The following is a 15,863-nucleotide window of genomic DNA, read 5'->3' as shown; positions in this document are numbered from 1 at the left end:
CAGAAGCATTTTGTCGCCTCGAACCCAACGGGGAATCGTGAATCTCTATCGTAGCGTCCGGGCCGTCACCGGAGCCTCAGGAACCGGCCCTATCGACTGGGGCGCGGTCGCAGAAGCGGCGAAATCGGCGACAGATCCTGGGTCTATCGACCTTTCACCTGCTGAGCAGTCGGCCTACGCGACCGACGTGCGCGACGCCCGTACCCGCGTGCGAGAGGTATCGGGGGTCTCATTCGACGTGCCGGACACCATCGAGATCCAGAATCGCCACCACTGGATCGACGCGAACATCACGACCTTTCGTCGCGTGATGGAACCGATCGAAGAACACGGGCCGACGGTGTTGCCCGGCGTCGCTCGCGTTCTCAACACGGGGTCGATGTCGGTGATGCTCGCACTTCTCGGCAACAACGTGCTCGGCCAGTACGACCCCCTCTTGCTCGCGGAAGGGGACGAACACGCCCTCTACTTCGTCCACCCGAACATCGAGCGCATCTCGGGGAAGCTGGACGTGGATTCCGACCGATTCCGCAGATGGATCGCCTTCCACGAGGTGACCCATGCCGCGGAGTTCGGCGCGGCTCCGTGGCTCTCCGGCCACCTCGAATCGCAGATGGAAGCGGGCGTCGAAGCACTGGCGCACGGCGAAGTCGACCGCGAGGCATTCCGCGAGTTAGATGCCGCGATGACCGCCGTCGAAGGCTACGCCGAACTGCTCATGGACGAGGCGTTCGACGACGAGTACGAAGACCTCCGGCGGAAGATCGAAGAGCGACGGAAGGGAATGAACCCCCTCTCGAAACTCGTCCGGCGACTGCTCGGACTCGGCCTGAAACGCAGGCAGTACGAGCGCGGAAAGGAGTTCTTCGAGTACGTGGTCGAAGCCAGGGACATCGAAACCGCGACGCGAGTGTGGGAGTCATCGGAGCATCTCCCGAGCGACGACGAACTCGACCACCCTGAGCGCTGGCTGGCACGATTGAGTGTGTGAGCTGAAGTGCAGAGAGGTGAGTCGCCGACTACTCAGCGCGTTATCCAGCTGAGATACCACACCAACAGACCGCCGACGACGAGTCCACCCAGTACTGCGACCAGCATCCCGACCACACTTGCACCGCCATGGAGGGCGATGAGTCCGCCGGAGGCACCGACGATAAGGACGAGGACGGCTTTCAGACGGGTCATCGCGTCGGCGCGTTCTTCACTGGAGATCGGCCCAACCATCAGAGTTCTCGTATGACGCTGACGTGCATGCCGGTGAAAACCCATTCGTCTTCGTTCCGTTCGAGGACGCCACTCCACCGTGTGTCGAAAATATGTCGTTGGTCCGTCTGGATGTCCGTCCACGCGAGTCGAACGTCGTCAGAGAACCGGGCGAACCCGTCCGCTTCGACCACTTGCAAGCGTTTGCTCTCGACGCTCCAGTCGGCGGTCGTTTCGGTCTGCTCTCGCAACCCGTCGGCGATCTCGTCGTATCCAGAAAGGCGCTCGCTGATGCCGAACTTCACGATGTCGTTTCGGCTAGCGAAAAACGGCGGCAGGGGGTCTCCCTGTCGGAGCGCATCGTAGTAGTCCAGCACCGTGTCCTCGGCATTCATGCCAAAGGGGTGTGCGCGGGACGCGCTTAAACCCCGGCGAGACGAGGCCGAAACATTACTGGAAGGCCCGTCCGACCTCGTCCTCGTCGATGAGGTCGTCCAGTTCCGAACTCAGCAGTTTCTCCGCCTCTTCGAAGGTGTCCGAGAGGTCGTCCACCGACTCCGGTCGGTCGTAGTTGTCGAAGTCCATCGGCCCGAACGCCGGGCTCTCTATCGCCCCCATCACGTCGTCGAAGAGGTCGGCAGGCGTGGTCGGGACGTCCGCGTGTGCCTTGATCGTCTCTTCGAGACGCTTCGCACGCGCCTCGGCTTCTTTCTCGTCCGGTGGTGCCTGCTCGGGATGACGAACGGCGAACCGCCCATCACCGAAGTCCTTTTCGGGAAGGAAGCTGCCGATCTCGTCGTCCAGTTTTCGAGCGACACGTGCGCCGACGCCGCGAACCTCGTAGGGATTCTTCGCGTAGGTCTTCACGTGGTAGAGACCCGCTTTCGGATGTCCGAGGTAGAGATCCTCGCCGACACCGCCCGCTCGCTTCCCCCCGGCGGCTCGCCACCCCTCGGGGTCGACATCTCGGTCGATAACGTCTTGAAGGATGTCTTGCCAGTCTCGAACCCGCATAGATACTCTCTATCACGCGACCGAGATTAACGTGTCGGTCTCCCCGATTGGGGTACGGACAGTGATCGAGAGAGGGCCTTCCAACGATTCTCTGTCGTGGTCTCGAACCGACCGACGTTCGTCCGGTACATTTCAGTACAAAACAGTACATACCCGTGCGAAGAAGCCCTCACTCGCTTCGCTCGTTCGCCCTTCACCCGCCAGGCGGGGGTGATCGACGCCTGCGGTCACGTTCGGAGGACGACAGCATGAGAGGTACTGAGAGAGAAGAGCGAGCAGTGGCTCGACTCAGTAGACGACGTACAACAGCGCGTAGACGACGACACCGAGGGTGAACGAGACGAGCCATAGTGAGGCAGCGATCCGCCCGACGCGCGGGTGGTTCGTGCTCGGAAGCTCGCTGATAGGGTGGCTCACCGCCAGCAGCAGGACGTAGTAGAGGAGGGGGATGCAGGCGATGGCGAGGAGCATGTGTATCGCCAGTATCGGCAGGTAGACGAACTGCTCGACGACGCTGGGGCCGGGGAAACCGGTCGGCCCTTCGAGCGCCACGCGGTAGAGGTACAATCCGAGGAAGGTGACGAACAACACCAGTCCGGCCACCATCCCCCTGCGGTGGCGGGCGACGTCTCCCCGCCGAATCGCGCGCCACGCGCTCCCGATGACGGTGATGGCGACTACGCTGATGACCGCGTTGACGTGCGGAATCGCGTGGATCACCGCGTCGGGTGCGCGTGGAATCGACCGCGCGGGGACGACACCTAGCACTGCGCCGAACACCAGCGCGAGCGAGACCACTGTCAGGAGGGCGGTCAGCGCCGGAACGTTGTTTCGAACCGGAGACTCCATATCTGGAATTTGAACTCGGGCCACATACCAGTTACTTCACGATACGATGCAACTCGTCACCGTCGCAGACCGGACAGGTCTGGAACGGAAGGTCGAACGCCCGCGCACACTCGGGACAGACGTAGTCGATGCGCGTGTTGCGGATCCGCTGGACGACGCGGCGGAGGGGCATGGTATCTTCATCGTACGCATCGAAGATTACGCTACCGGCAAACTCCTGACAAGTTCGTGCGAATTCATACCGTCCGCGAATCAAATGAAAGCCCTTTTATCGGGGCACCATCTACGACCGAGTGCAGAAAGACGCAGCGAGCGTGGGTAGCCAAGCTAGGCCAACGGCGCAGCGTTGAGGGCGCTGTCCCGTAGGGGTCCGCCGGTTCAAATCCGGTCCCACGCATCGCATGCGCGGCTTTGCCGCGGAACGTGAGGCGGTTTCACCGCCGAACACGATGCAGGTGGTGCCCTTCGAGGACATCACCCACGCACAATTCCTACCGAAACAACGTTCGCCAGCCTCGGCTGGCGAGTGTTTTCGTACCCAGAAGTCGATGCGATAGACCGACTTCAGAGACGGATGTAGGCGTAGTCCTGCGTTTGAAGGCGGGTCAGTTCGCCGACACCCGACGAGACCACTTCGACACCGCTCACGAGGTTCGACTCGTCCACTGCGGGATGGCGAATCGCGTTGCTACACACCTTGTACTCGACGGGGCGGTCGAGCAGCGTTCGAACGTCGTCTGCGATGTCGGAGTCGCGTTCCAGTTTTGCGATCGCTTCCCCGAAATCGAAGAGGACGGCGACCGACTCCAGTTCGATCGTCTCGTCGGCGAGCAGGTTCTCGACCTTCGGGATGGCGAGCTCGGCGGCCTCGGGCGTCGAGACGTGGAATACCGTGTTCATGCGATTCGGGGGTCAGAACCCCTCGTACGTTGCGATTCGGTCGCGCCACTCCGGCGGAATCGGACACGGTACCCCCGCCTCTCGGTCGAACGCGACCTGCACGACGTCGGCGGTGGCGGCCACGTCACCTCCCGCGCGAATCTCGTGTTCCATCGGGAGGCTGGACTCGCCGAGTTCCGGGACGCGAGTGGCGGCGGTCACCGCATCTGTCGAGGTGATCGGCAGTCGATAATCGATCTCCAGGTGGGCGACGACGCCCTCGATCTCGTCCTCGATGACGCCGCCGACATCCCGGAAGTAGTCGAGCCGCGCCTCTTCGAGAAACGTCGCGTAGACGGCGTTGTTGACGTGACCCATCGCGTCGAGGTCACGATAGCGCACGTCGATCTCGGTCGTGTGTCCGAATTCGTCCATGGAAACCGTAGCCCGAAGGGGGTAAATCCGTCTGTCGATTCAGACCGACTCGGTCGAGTGGTCGAAGGTCTGCACTTTGACGGCGCGACCTTCGGGGTCGTCCGCGAAGAAGTGATAGATATCGTAGCGCGGATTTCCCGCCGGTTTTTCGCGTGCACAGTCGGCCAACTCGTCGTACAGCCTATCGACGCCCTCCCGGTCGTCCGTGACGAACGTAAGGATGCCCTCGGTGTCTGCCGAGTCCCGTTGACAGAAGCCAAAGAGCAGGTTGTCGTACTTCAGAATGGTGCAATCGGGCTGTTTCAGCCACACCTCCGCACCGAGTCGGTCGGTGTAGAACGAGACGGTTTCCGCACGGGACTCGCTGGCGAAGAAGACGATGCTGCTCATGACCGAACTGAGACAGGGCGGGACGAAAAGGATTCTCGTGCTAGTCGGATCTGACCATCACGTCTGTCGCTTTGACGACGGCGGTCAACTCCATCCCCTCTTCTAGCTCCAGATTCTCGACTGATTCGCGGGTGATGACCGAGGTTATCGTTTCGCCGTTCACGTCGATGGACACTTCCGCCGTCACGTCGCCGGTTTCGACCGCGACGACCTCGCCACTGAGTCGGTTTCGTGCGCTTAACATCTTATCTCCCCCGGCGCGGAGACGACAACCTGGGCGATAAGCGTTCGGGCGCACTTTGCTCCGGAGCATAAACGCGATATTGAAATGTGGCCCCTTCCTAACAGGTGTATGGCCAAATACTCGACTGGGAACTCGTCCGGCAGCGGCGGTGGCGGTTCCTGTGAACTCTGTGGGAAGACTACCGATTCGCTGACCGAGGCGAGCGTTGCAGGTGCACAGCTACAGGTGTGCCAGAACTGTGCGAGTCACAACGACGCGGCCAAGACCAAGAAAGCGGAGCGAAGCGAACCGAGCGAACAGGATCGAAAACGCCGGGCCGCCCAACGCACGGCGAAGATGGACGACGCGCGCAAGGGCGACGCGAGCCATTGGGAAAAAGAGGGAACCAACTACGCCGCCGACCCGCTTCCGTATCTCGTCTCAGACTACGGTGACCGTGTGATCGAGGCGCGACAGGAGGCCGGATTACAGCGCGGGGAACTCGCCGACGAACTCGACATCCAGGAGAAACAGCTCCTCGCTGTCGAGCAGAATCGGGCGAATCGAGCAGGTGTCGGTGGGTCGGTCATCGAGGCGCTGGAAGACCACCTCGACCTGACGCTGTCTGAGTCGGCGTAGCGTTTTTGTCCACCCGTTTCGGAAACGTGGGTATGACTCGCGCGCCAGCAGAACCCTATCGGACGAGTTTCGACGCGACCGTCGAGCACCGCGATGGGCGCGAGGTCGTCCTTTCGGAGACGTACTTCTACGCCGAGAGCGGCGGCCAGCCCGCAGACCGAGGAATGCTCGGAAACGTCCCCGTCGTGGACGTGCAAGAACGCGATGGTGAGGTGGTTCACACCCTCGAATCCGAGCCGAACCCGGACTTCGAAGCAGGTGACACCGTCGTCGGGCAGATAGACGAGACGTTCCGCACGTACTGCATGCGCGCACACACCGCGAGCCACGTGCTCTACGGTGCAGGCCGGAAAATCCTGGACGACCTCGGCTACGGTGGCTTCGACATCGGGGCAGAGAAGGTTCGCGTCGATTTTCAGACCTCGACCGACATCGACGACGCGATTCTCGTGGAACTCGAACGCCTGACGAATCGCGCGGTCTGGGATTCGCTTTCCGTCTCGTGGGAGGAGGTACCGAAATCGGAGGCCATGGCGCGGGAGAAGATCGCGTTCAACACGAAGACCGAAGAGGGCGTGTTGAGCGATTCGGACACGATACGCGTTGTGGAGGTCGAAGGGTGGGACACCGCGGCCTGCGGCGGTACTCACGTCGAGAACACCCGCGAGATCGGCCCCGTAACGCTTCTCGACCGGTCGAATCCCGGAGAGGGACTGACGCGCGTAGAGTTCGCGGTCGGCCCGCCTGCCATCCAACTGCGAACCGACGAGAAACGTGCGTCACTCGACGCGGCACGAATCGCGGGGACGAGCGTCGCAGACCTCCCGGACGAGGTCGCACGGCTTACCGACGAACTCGCTTCCCTCGAAACCGAACTACAGGACGCGAAATCGCAACTTATCGGCGCGAAGATCGCGGATCTCGCAGACGAGACGTTCTCCCGCGACGGCCACGAATGGTTGGTCGGCACTATCGACGGCGTTGGCCCGAACGAACTCGCAGACCGCGTCCGCGAACTCGCGGGCGAGGCGGCAGACGTGGTCGTCCTCACCGGCAAAGACGGTGCGACCTTCCTCGTGGTCGGAACTGTCGCCGACGTCAAAGCGGGCGATGTGGTGGACGACGTGACTGCCGAGTTCGGCGGCGGCGGTGGCGGGAGTCCGGCGTTCGCACAGGGCGGTGGACTGTCGGCGGATCCGGAGGACGTGGTCACCTTCTTGCGCGATTAAATCCCAAACTGCTCGAAGAGGAACTCCACTCGTCCAGACTCTCATGGACGACGTGCAGACGCAGAACGAGTATCTTTTTCCTCCGGCACTCGAAGACCGCACATGAACCTCTCTGCGGAACAGCAGGCCATTCGTGACGTGGTTCGGGAGTTTGCAGTCGAGGAGATTCGCCCGACTGCGGCGGAGTCCGACGAGAAACAGGAGTTCCCCGAAGACGTGTGGGACGGTCTCGCGGAACTGGATATGATGGGCATGACGGTGCCCGAGGAGTACGGCGGCCTCGACGTGGGCAGTCTGACCTACAGCGTCGTCAACGAGCAGGTCGCCTACGGCGCACTCTCGGTGGCGACCGCGCTGTCGGTTCACTGTCTCGCAACGTCGTGTCTCGCGGAGTTCGGCGACGACGAGCAGAAAGAACGATGGCTTCCGGAGATGGCTGAGGGTCGCCCCGTCGGTGCGTTCGCGCTCTCGGAACCGGAGGCCGGTTCGAACCCCGCCGAGATGTCGACCGAAGCGCGCAAAGAGGGTGACGAGTACGTCATCAACGGCAAGAAGCAGTGGATAACGAACGGCAAGCGCGCCGACGTCATCATCCTCTTCGCCAAGACCGACCGCGACGACCCTCGGAGCATCACGCAGTTCGTCGTCCCCAAGGATTCGGGTGTCGAAGTCGGGAAGAAAGAGGACAAACTCGGACTGCGGGCGAGCGACACGACCAGCCTCATCTTCGACGACGTTCGGATTCCCGCCGAGAATCGGCTCACCGAGGAAGGACGGGGGCTCTCCGCAGCCTTCCACATCTTGACTGGCGGACGGATCGGCATCGCCAGCCAGGCGGTCGGTCTCTCGCAGGCGGCACTCGACCAGGCCATCGACTACGCAGGGGAGCGCGAACAGTTCGGCAAACCGATCGCCGACATCCAGACCATCCGGCACAAGCTGGCCGACATGCAGACGAAACTGCAAGCGTCACGCCTGCTAACTCGTGACGCGGCTCGTCTCGCGGATGCCGGAGAAGACTATCAGATGGCGGCGAGCATGGCGAAGTACTTCGCCAGCGAGTCTGCCGTCGATATCACGAACGAGGCGGTACAGATCCACGGCGGCTACGGTTATACCACGGATTTCGACGTCGAACGGTTCTACCGCGACTCGAAGATCACGACCATCTACGAGGGCACCTCGGAGATCCAGAAGAAAGTCATCGCACGGAATCTCCTCGGCTAAGCCCAGTAGCTTTATGTGAATTCTAGAAAAAAGATAACTCGATGACCATTTCGGACTCCTCGTCGCTCGTCGCATTCGACGCCGACGCAGCAGTGGCAGCCCTTCGAGAGGTGACTGATGACGCCGTTCATCTCTGCGTCGAATACGATACCGAGGAGTTCAACACCCTCTACGCCGACGAGACGACGCTCTCGCTGTACGGAAGCGAACGAGACATGATCGACCATTTCGAAGAGGTGCTCTCGTACGTTCACGTCGATTTCATGGAGAAAGACCTCTTCGAGGACGTGTTTCGCGGCGCAGGTGGCGTTCGCTCGTTCGTCACGTACATGGATCACGTCACGATCATCCGCGTTCTCGTCGGGCAGGAGGGAATATTCTTCACGGTCAGCCCGGACAGGGACGTGACGGAACTCGTCGAGACGGTCGAAGCCGTGGTCGAGTCGTAATCGACCGAAGTCCCTTTGCGACCTGCCTCCTAACAGCAAGCCGTGACCGAGGACGTTTCGGCGGTAGTGTACGATCTGGACGGGACGCTCGTCGACCTCGTGGTGGACTGGGAGGAAGTCGCACGAGACGTTGCGAGCGTCCTCGACGACCACGGCGTTGACGCGAGCGATGCCGACCTCTGGCGGATGCTCGACCTGGCCGACGAGGCGAACGCCCGTGACCCGGTGGAGGAAGTCATCGGGGAGCACGAGTGCGAGGGAGCGCGACGTTCGACCCGCCTTCCACATGCCGATCGACTCGCAGAGCACGACGTGCCGGTCGGCGTCTGCTCACTGAACTCCGAGGCGGCCTGCCACGTCAGTCTCGAAACGCACGACCTCACGGGATACGTCGATGCTGTCGTCGGACGAGATTCGGTGGCGACGAGAAAGCCACATCCCGAACCCTTGCGTGCGACCCTGCGCGCATTGCGCGTGGACGGCCATGCCATCTTCATCGGAGACTCGCGTCGAGACGAACTGGCGGCGAAACGTGCTGGGCTTTCCTTCGAGTACGTCTGAGCGGTCGCCAGAGATCGATTATCTCGTCTCGCCCGACCGCTGTGGACTGGCGAACGACTGACCGACCAAGAGCACGACCGTCCCGACCAACGGGAGGAGGACGGCGATGACGAACACGAACACGGTGAGCAGTCCGCCGCCCAGTCCCGTCGGTGGGTCGCTGAAGTCCACGAAAGCGGGCGGGAACGCGGCGAACGCGACGACCGCGAGCGCACCCCACCGGAGGAGACGCCTCCGATTCGCATCGAGGGTCGCACCGAGTGGCAGCAACGCCGCCAGCGGCAATGCGATGGCAGTCGCTCGAATCGCAGTCTCGATGGGGTTGGGAGCACTCGTCACGCCCGCCACCACAGTGGTACCCGCGAACGCGAAGACCAGGCCACCGATAGCGATACGTGCACCGCTGTACCGCCGTTGTCTCGTTTCTCGTGTTCGCGTCTCCCACGCGACGAGCCCGACGGTGACCCCGAACAGCGGTGGACCGAGCGCCGGATAGAACTGAGTGGACCGGAGGACGACGGTTCCGAAAGCGACCGTTCCGACCGCCCCGAGCGCGACGGTGATCGCGGCTAATCGGCTCCCATCGACGCTGGGCGTGTAGGTTCGAAGGAGACCGACGACACCTCCGAGCACGACGGTAAACAGCACGGTTTGCCAGAGGAGAAACGACCGCACGCTCCGGACGACGATGGGAAGCGTCGCCAGCGCAAGTGCGCCCGTGGTTCGCATCTGAGTCGTCAGCGAATCGTCCGCGCCGAAGGCGACGTAGGGAGAGCCTTCGAGGCTTGGCGCACTGTACGATTCGGGTTCGGTTTCCCCGTACCAGGTCACACTTCGACCGTCGACGCTCCCGCTTTCGGGTTCGTTCGACACGACGGTTCCATCCGGGCCACGGATCGTAAACCGATCGACGTTGAGGACGTACCACGTTTCGTACCCGCCATCGTGGAGGTAATCGACGACGAGGACGCCTGCGTGGTGCGTCGCGGCATCGTCGTCACGGATGGTGATAACTGCTACTTCGCTGTCCATGCGCGTGGAGACGAGGGTCGCATCGTCCACGAGTCCGTACCGTTCGTCGAGGAGTGTCTGTGCGAGCCGGTTCAGCCGAACGGGATTCTCACGGAACCGGTCGGCACCGTCGGAGAGACGATTTCGAACGACCCACGTCGCACTGCCGTTTTCGTGGGTCCGGACGACGACGGTGCTGTTCGTGACGGTTGCGTTGATCCCTCCGTCTTCCGCGGCGTCGGCGAAGACCGATCCGCAAAGTTGACAGACCGGTGTCGGTTGTGGACTCGCCATCGATGGGCCGACGACGGGGACGAGGAGGAGGAGGACTGTGAGAGCGAGAACTCGTCGCATGCCGCCGACTTGTTAGGGATGCGGTAAATACTTTGTCGAAAACAGCCATTCGAACGTCTTCTCTATTTCACCGCCGTTGCTGTCGTCGCCGCCGTTGCTGTCGTCGCTTTCATCACTGCCGCGTTCTGGCGTAGAGATACACGCTGACTGCGGTGACGAACCAGACGATCGCACCGACACGAATGGCGAACGAGACGCGGGACTCCCACGTCGGCAGGGTGACGCCGGAGACGACCGAGAGGAGCGCGACGATGGGTGCACCGACGAGGATGGTCGTGACGAAGGTGACCTGCATCACCCACCCGTAATCGACTCCCTCCGGTTCGTACGTCTCGACTGGTTCGGGCACAGGTGAACGCGGGTACCGGGTGGGCTTAAGAGTTGTCAGGTCGGATTCCGGAGAAACCATCATCGACCGGGTAGATTAAGCCCTCGGACGAGAAGTTCGAGGTATGCCAACGGTGAGGGACATCCGCGCCAAGACGGGCGAAGAGCCGATCACGATGCTCACGGCGTACGACGCGCCGACTGCGAGTATCGTAGACGAGGCTGGCATCGACATCATACTGGTCGGTGACAGTATGGGGAACGCAGTGCTGGGCTACGATTCGACGCTCCCCGTCACGGTGGACGACGTAGCGAGTCGAACCGGTGCAGTCGTCCGCGGCGTCAAGGAGACGCTCGTCGTCGCCGACCTGCCGTTCCTCGGGTTCGGATACGACGAGAAAACTGCGGTCGAGAACGCGGGCCGGATGCTGAAAGAAGAAGGTGCGAACGCCGTCAAGATAGAAAGTGGAAGCCACACGGTCGAGTTGACCGAAACGCTCTCGCAGGTCGGTATCCCGGTGATGGCCCACCTCGGACTGACGCCACAGCACGTCAACAAACTGGGGTACGCCCGGCAGGGAACGACGCAGGACGCTGCGGACGAGATGCTCGAACTCGCCCGCGAACACGAGAAGGCGGGCGCGTTCTCGCTCGTCCTCGAACACGTCCCCGCGAACCTCGCAGCGGTGATAACCGAGGAACTCGACATCCCGACTATCGGCATCGGCGCTGGCCCGCACACAGACGGACAAGTGCTCGTCATCAACGACGTGGTCGGACTGGGCGAATGGAGTCCTAGCTTCTCGAAGCAGTTCGGTGACGTGAAAGGTGAGATGGAACGAGCAGTCTCGGCGTTCCGCGACGAAGTGGAGACGGGCGAGTTCCCGGCGGACGAACACTCACACGTGGAAGATAATCTGGACGACGTGTACTGATTACTGAACTTCTTCCAGGAATCGCGTCAGCGTTCCGTTGAACGCCTCGGGCGTTTCGAGCATCGTGAGATGGGCGGCCCCCTCGATCTCTGCGTACTGTCCATCGCGCACGTTCTCGGCCAAAAATTCGTGGTACCACGGCGGGGTGAGCATATCGTGTTCGCCGACGACGGCGAGCGTCGGGGCGGTGATCTCGTTCACGCGGTCGCGTACGTCGAAGGTGTGACAGGAATGGTAGTCCCGACTCGTGACGCGCTGGCCGACTCCGTACATCGCTTCCTTGGAGAGTTCGACGTACCGGTCGTCGGGGTCGTGAAAGAGACGGTCGCCATCGTGGAGGAACTCGATAGCGCGGTCGAAATCCTCGTCGAGCCACGTGAGCAGGTCGTCCAGCACGGAGAGCTTCGCCCCGGTTCCGACGAGAACGAGGGCGTCGGGGTCGAAATCACGTTCGAGAACGAGGTGCATCACGACTGCCCCACCGAGCGAGTTACCGACGAGCGTGCGGGCACCGGTCTCCTCGGCGACCGCCAGTACGTCGTCCGCGTACGCCGAGAGCGTCCCCCAGCCGGGGTCGGAGTCTACGTCCTCGGATTCGCCGTGGCCGCTTAGATCGAGGGCGACGACGGGAAACGAGGAGGCGAGTCGTGCGATCTGTGCCTTCCAGAGTTCGTGTGTGCCACCACTTCCGTGAACGAACAGCACGGGGTCACCCGCCCCGTCGCGGTCTGCATGGCGATAGGCTGTCGTCCGACCGTGGTGTGTGACCGTCTCCATACTCTCCATTCTCGTGCCCGGAGCATAAACTTCAGGACGAACACGAGTAGGAACTGCATTTCTACCGCGTTTTCAGAAATCAACACACGGTGGTGCCTCGACTAGAGAAAGATATAAATATGAGTAACACTAACCCTTGGTTAGCTACAGATGTCACTCGAACGAATATCACGGCAGGAGGGGAGTATCGCTCGCCGCTACAGCTACGATGAAGACGAAGTCATCGTTGCTGACTTCGGCGCAGCAAATATCTCCGTGGACGTGTTGGACGACGTGGCCATCCTCGTCGTCGAGCGCGACGACGAAGAGTTCCAAACGGAGCTCGAACTGCCAGACGGAAAGGCGCAAGCGTTTATCAACAACGGCGTCGTCACCATCGAGGTGAGACGATGAAACTCACTGTCAAGCCGCTCAAGCAGAAGGACGCGGGTCGTGGACTCGCTGCGGTCGACCGACACTCGATGAAAGAGCTCGAGGTCGAGAACGGCGACTACATCGTCATCGAGGGCCGTGGACAGGGGCGTGCGGTCGCGCGTGTCTGGCCCGGTTACCCCGAGGACGAAGGCCGCGGTATCATCCGAATCGACGGCAAACTCCGACAGGAGGCTGGCGTCGGTATCGACGACAAGGTCTCCATCGAGAAGGCCGACGTGAAACCCGCGAACAGGGTCACCATCGCCCTCCCACAGAACCTCCAGATCCGAGGCAACATCGCACCACACATCCGGGACAAGCTGAGTGGCCAAGCCATCACACAGGGACAGGCAATTCCCTTCGGCTTCGGCCTGATGGGGATGGGATCCGGGCAGTCCATCCCACTCAAGGTCGCCAGCACCGACCCCGATGGAACGGTCGTGGTTACCGACTCCACGGAGATCCAGATCAGCGAACGCCCCGCCGAGGAGATCGCGGCAGGTACTGCGGGTGGGGAAGCCCGTCCTGACGTGACCTACGAGGATATCGGTGGGCTGGAAAGCGAACTCGAACAGGTTCGTGAGATGATCGAACTGCCGATGCGTCACCCCGAGCTGTTCAGCCGGCTCGGTATCGACCCGCCGAAAGGGGTGCTCCTCCACGGCCCACCGGGCACCGGGAAGACGCTGATGGCGAAGGCCGTCGCCAACGAGATCGACGCCTACTTCCAGACCATTTCCGGCCCGGAGATCATGTCGAAGTACTACGGCGAGTCGGAAGAGCAACTCCGAGAGGTGTTCGAGGAGGCAGAACAGAACTCCCCGGCCATCATCTTCATCGACGAACTCGACTCCATCGCGCCCAAACGCGAGGAGGCAGGCGGGGACGTGGAACGTCGCGTCGTCGCCCAGTTGCTCTCCCTGATGGACGGCCTCGAAGAGCGCGGCGAAGTGACGGTCATCGCAGCGACGAACCGCGTCGACGCCGTCGACCCCGCACTCCGTCGTGGCGGTCGGTTCGACCGCGAGATCGAGATCGGCGTCCCAGACCGCGACGGTCGGCTCGAGATTATGCAGGTTCACACCCGCGGAATGCCGCTCGCAGACACCATCGATCTGGAGGAGTACGCCGACAACACCCACGGTTTCGTCGGTGCCGACCTCGAATCGCTGGCTCGTGAGTCGGCGATGAACGCGCTTCGGCGCGTCCGCCCGGAGCTCGACCTCGAATCGGACGAGATTCCGGCGGACGTACTGGAGTCGTTGAAGGTCACCGAGCAGGACTTCAAGGAGGCGCTGAAGGGAATCGAGCCCTCCGCGCTCCGCGAGGTGTTCGTCGAGATTCCCGACGTGACGTGGGACGACGTGGGTGGCCTCGAAGACACCAAAGAGCGCCTCCGCGAGACCATCCAGTGGCCACTCGACTACCCCGAGGTGTTCAAGGCACTGGACATGGAGGCCGCGAAGGGCGTACTGATGTTCGGCCCGCCGGGCACCGGGAAGACGCTGATGGCGAAGGCCGTCGCCAACGAGAGCGACAGCAACTTCATCTCGATCAAAGGCCCCGAACTGCTGTCGAAGTGGGTCGGTGAGTCCGAGAAGGGTGTCCGTGAAGTGTTCAGCAAGGCCCGCGAGAACGCTCCGACCGTGGTGTTCTTCGACGAGATCGACTCCATCGCCACCGAGCGCGGTCGCGGCGAAGGCGGTGGCTCGCAGGTCAGCGAGCGCGTCGTCTCGCAACTGCTGACCGAACTCGACGGTCTCGAAGAACTCGAAGACGTGGTCGTCATCGCCACCTCGAACCGCCCCGACCTCATCGACTCGGCGCTCCTGCGTCCGGGACGACTCGACCGGCACGTCCACGTCCCCGTCCCCGATGAAGACGCGCGGAAGGCCATCTTCGAGGTCCACACCCGCCACAAACCGCTGGCGGACGACATCGACCTCGACGAACTGGCCAGCAAGACCGAGGGCTACGTCGGTGCCGATATCGAGGCCGTCTGTCGCGAGGCTGCGATGGCCGCGAGTCGTGAGTTCGTCCAAAGTGTCTCCCCCGAGGACATCGGCGACAGCGTCGGTAACGTCCGCATCACGGCGGAGCACTTCGAAGATGCCCTTGACGAAGTGACGCCGAGCGTCACCGAGGAGACGCGCGAACGCTACGAAGAGATCGAAGAACGCTTCGACACCGCCGAACCCGAGACGGAGGGACAGGTCGGTCGAACGTTCCAATAGCACCTTTCACGACGGTCGCGGGGGCGCGGTGGCGTGCCGTCGCACGCGCCCGCACCCAGTCTCCCTGTAACAGGGTCATCGAAAGCACTCCTCGCCCCCTCAGTCGCGTCTTCGCCGGTCTTTCGAGGGGGTCGTCGCCCTGCTCGCGCAGTCGCGGTGCTCCTTCGCTCGCGGTGAACTGCTAGCCCTCTAGCGGTCGTGTCGCTGGCAGATCTCCGGTGATCGCGTCACTTGTCGTTTTCCGGCGGGTGTGTAGATCGTTCGTTCCGAGCGGTTGTGTCACCGGCCTATCGCTTCACTATCGGTCGCAGTTCGGGAGGTCACAAAATCTTTCGGATTTGTCTGCACGTTGCGTGAAATTTAGTTCTACTAACTATTTTGTCGAACCCCTACGATGAGTAGTCGTGATGCTCATCGTCCACACCAGTATTCCCATCAAATCCGAACGTCGTGCAGAAGCGGTTTCGGCAGCCGAGACACTTGCCGAACAGTCACGAAACGAGGATGGGATGGTTCGCTACCGAGCGATGACCGATATCGAGAATCCGAACGTACTCCGATTCTTCGAGCAGTACGAGGATGTCGCCGCGCTGGAAGAACACACCGAGACGGACTACTATCGACGATTCGAGAACGAACTCCCGGAACTGGTCGATGGAGATCTCGAAACGATTTAGGTTCAGGTCGCTGATTCCGAGACGATCCGTTTCGAC

General features: G+C 62.0%; 22 protein-coding genes and 1 tRNA gene. 11 read left to right on the top strand and 12 right to left on the bottom strand.

Going from position 1 to position 15,863, the window contains the following annotated elements; all coding sequences use genetic code 11:
* The first annotated feature begins 37 nt into the window (after window positions 1-37).
* Window positions 38-991 carry a zinc-dependent metalloprotease gene (locus ACR3FE_RS03215; RefSeq protein ID WP_458205396.1) on the top strand — a complete coding sequence of 318 codons (954 nt, stop codon included), beginning with the start codon at window positions 38-40 and terminating at the stop codon, window positions 989-991.
* Between the two features lie 32 nt (window positions 992-1,023).
* Here the strand turns inward: ACR3FE_RS03215 and ACR3FE_RS03210 are convergent, their stop codons facing one another.
* The 5 genes from ACR3FE_RS03210 to ACR3FE_RS03190 form a co-directional block, all read right to left on the bottom strand.
* Window positions 1,024-1,224, bottom strand: a complete 201-nt coding sequence (locus ACR3FE_RS03210; RefSeq protein WP_458205395.1) for a hypothetical protein — start codon at window positions 1,222-1,224, stop codon at window positions 1,024-1,026.
* Window positions 1,224-1,598 (bottom strand): nuclear transport factor 2 family protein, encoded by a 375-nt coding sequence (locus tag ACR3FE_RS03205; RefSeq protein ID WP_458205393.1) that lies wholly within the window; start codon window positions 1,596-1,598, stop codon window positions 1,224-1,226. Before ACR3FE_RS03205 ends, ACR3FE_RS03210 begins: the two co-directional genes overlap by 1 nt.
* A 55-nt stretch (window positions 1,599-1,653) precedes the next feature.
* Window positions 1,654-2,217 carry a hypothetical protein gene (locus tag ACR3FE_RS03200; protein WP_458205391.1) on the bottom strand — a complete coding sequence of 188 codons (564 nt, stop codon included), beginning with the start codon at window positions 2,215-2,217 and terminating at the stop codon, window positions 1,654-1,656.
* Between the two features lie 288 nt (window positions 2,218-2,505).
* Window positions 2,506-3,066 (bottom strand): DUF420 domain-containing protein, encoded by a 561-nt coding sequence (locus ACR3FE_RS03195; protein WP_458205390.1) that lies wholly within the window; start codon window positions 3,064-3,066, stop codon window positions 2,506-2,508.
* A gap of 31 nt (window positions 3,067-3,097) precedes the next feature.
* Window positions 3,098-3,238 (bottom strand): hypothetical protein, encoded by a 141-nt coding sequence (locus ACR3FE_RS03190; RefSeq protein WP_458205388.1) that lies wholly within the window; start codon window positions 3,236-3,238, stop codon window positions 3,098-3,100.
* A gap of 140 nt (window positions 3,239-3,378) precedes the next feature.
* On the opposite strand from ACR3FE_RS03190, the gene ACR3FE_RS03185 reads away from it, so the two are divergent.
* Window positions 3,379-3,463, top strand: a tRNA-Leu gene (locus ACR3FE_RS03185).
* 167 nt (window positions 3,464-3,630) lie between these two features.
* Here ACR3FE_RS03185 and ACR3FE_RS03180 read toward each other — a convergent pair.
* The 4 genes from ACR3FE_RS03180 to ACR3FE_RS03165 are packed head-to-tail and all read right to left on the bottom strand — an operon-like array spanning window position 3,631 to window position 5,014.
* Window positions 3,631-3,966, bottom strand: coding sequence for a DsrE family protein (locus tag ACR3FE_RS03180; protein WP_458205387.1), 336 nt, complete (start codon window positions 3,964-3,966; stop codon window positions 3,631-3,633).
* A 12-nt stretch (window positions 3,967-3,978) separates the two neighbouring features.
* Window positions 3,979-4,380 (bottom strand): acyl-CoA thioesterase, encoded by a 402-nt coding sequence (locus ACR3FE_RS03175; protein ID WP_458205385.1) that lies wholly within the window; start codon window positions 4,378-4,380, stop codon window positions 3,979-3,981.
* A 39-nt stretch (window positions 4,381-4,419) separates the two neighbouring features.
* Window positions 4,420-4,770: a VOC family protein gene (locus tag ACR3FE_RS03170; RefSeq protein ID WP_458205384.1), complete on the bottom strand. Its 351-nt coding sequence runs from the start codon at window positions 4,768-4,770 to the stop codon at window positions 4,420-4,422.
* A gap of 40 nt (window positions 4,771-4,810) precedes the next feature.
* A complete protein-coding gene (locus ACR3FE_RS03165; RefSeq protein WP_458205383.1) occupies window positions 4,811-5,014 on the bottom strand; it encodes a TOBE domain-containing protein in 204 nt (67 codons plus the stop codon).
* Window positions 5,015-5,122: 108 nt separating this feature from the next.
* Between ACR3FE_RS03165 and ACR3FE_RS03160 the strand changes: the two genes are divergently transcribed.
* From ACR3FE_RS03160 to ACR3FE_RS03140, 5 genes are all read left to right on the top strand, one after another.
* Window positions 5,123-5,632 carry a helix-turn-helix domain-containing protein gene (locus tag ACR3FE_RS03160; protein WP_458205382.1) on the top strand — a complete coding sequence of 170 codons (510 nt, stop codon included), beginning with the start codon at window positions 5,123-5,125 and terminating at the stop codon, window positions 5,630-5,632.
* Window positions 5,633-5,664: 32 nt separating this feature from the next.
* Entirely contained in the window at window positions 5,665-6,861 is a 1,197-nt protein-coding gene (locus ACR3FE_RS03155; protein WP_458205381.1) for an alanyl-tRNA editing protein, read from the top strand.
* A gap of 102 nt (window positions 6,862-6,963) precedes the next feature.
* Window positions 6,964-8,088 (top strand): acyl-CoA dehydrogenase family protein, encoded by a 1,125-nt coding sequence (locus ACR3FE_RS03150; protein ID WP_458205380.1) that lies wholly within the window; start codon window positions 6,964-6,966, stop codon window positions 8,086-8,088.
* Window positions 8,089-8,129: 41 nt separating this feature from the next.
* Window positions 8,130-8,537 (top strand): DUF7522 family protein, encoded by a 408-nt coding sequence (locus ACR3FE_RS03145; RefSeq protein WP_458205378.1) that lies wholly within the window; start codon window positions 8,130-8,132, stop codon window positions 8,535-8,537.
* Between the two features lie 42 nt (window positions 8,538-8,579).
* Window positions 8,580-9,098, top strand: coding sequence for an HAD family hydrolase (locus ACR3FE_RS03140; protein ID WP_458205376.1), 519 nt, complete (start codon window positions 8,580-8,582; stop codon window positions 9,096-9,098).
* Between the two features lie 18 nt (window positions 9,099-9,116).
* Here ACR3FE_RS03140 and ACR3FE_RS03135 read toward each other — a convergent pair whose 3' ends face one another.
* Window positions 9,117-10,463, bottom strand: a complete 1,347-nt coding sequence (locus tag ACR3FE_RS03135; protein WP_458205374.1) for a hypothetical protein — start codon at window positions 10,461-10,463, stop codon at window positions 9,117-9,119.
* 112 nt (window positions 10,464-10,575) lie between these two features.
* Complete coding sequence (locus ACR3FE_RS03130; RefSeq protein WP_458205372.1) at window positions 10,576-10,812, bottom strand: DUF5822 domain-containing protein; 237 nt, start codon at window positions 10,810-10,812, stop codon at window positions 10,576-10,578.
* Window positions 10,813-10,915: 103 nt separating this feature from the next.
* Here ACR3FE_RS03130 and panB point away from each other — a divergent pair, with 103 nt between their 5' ends.
* Window positions 10,916-11,725: a 3-methyl-2-oxobutanoate hydroxymethyltransferase gene (gene panB, locus ACR3FE_RS03125; RefSeq protein ID WP_458205370.1), complete on the top strand. Its 810-nt coding sequence runs from the start codon at window positions 10,916-10,918 to the stop codon at window positions 11,723-11,725.
* Here the strand turns inward: panB and ACR3FE_RS03120 are convergent, their stop codons facing one another.
* Window positions 11,726-12,502: an alpha/beta fold hydrolase gene (locus ACR3FE_RS03120; protein WP_458205368.1), complete on the bottom strand. Its 777-nt coding sequence runs from the start codon at window positions 12,500-12,502 to the stop codon at window positions 11,726-11,728.
* A gap of 150 nt (window positions 12,503-12,652) precedes the next feature.
* Between ACR3FE_RS03120 and ACR3FE_RS03115 the strand changes: the two genes are divergently transcribed.
* From ACR3FE_RS03115 to ACR3FE_RS03105, 3 genes are all read left to right on the top strand, one after another.
* On the top strand, window positions 12,653-12,895 hold the full coding sequence (locus ACR3FE_RS03115) for a DUF7127 family protein (protein WP_458205366.1): 243 nt from the start codon (window positions 12,653-12,655) through the stop codon (window positions 12,893-12,895).
* Entirely contained in the window at window positions 12,892-15,150 is a 2,259-nt protein-coding gene (locus tag ACR3FE_RS03110) for a CDC48 family AAA ATPase (protein WP_458205365.1), read from the top strand. The genes ACR3FE_RS03115 and ACR3FE_RS03110 overlap by 4 nt, the downstream gene beginning before the upstream one ends.
* A gap of 407 nt (window positions 15,151-15,557) precedes the next feature.
* Window positions 15,558-15,827 (top strand): putative quinol monooxygenase, encoded by a 270-nt coding sequence (locus ACR3FE_RS03105; protein ID WP_458205364.1) that lies wholly within the window; start codon window positions 15,558-15,560, stop codon window positions 15,825-15,827.
* Window positions 15,828-15,863 lie beyond the last annotated feature (36 nt).

Source organism: Haladaptatus rarus (genome assembly GCF_054177585.1).
Note: the sequence above shows the minus strand (reverse complement) of the source record. Positions and strands in the feature narration are given on the sequence as shown.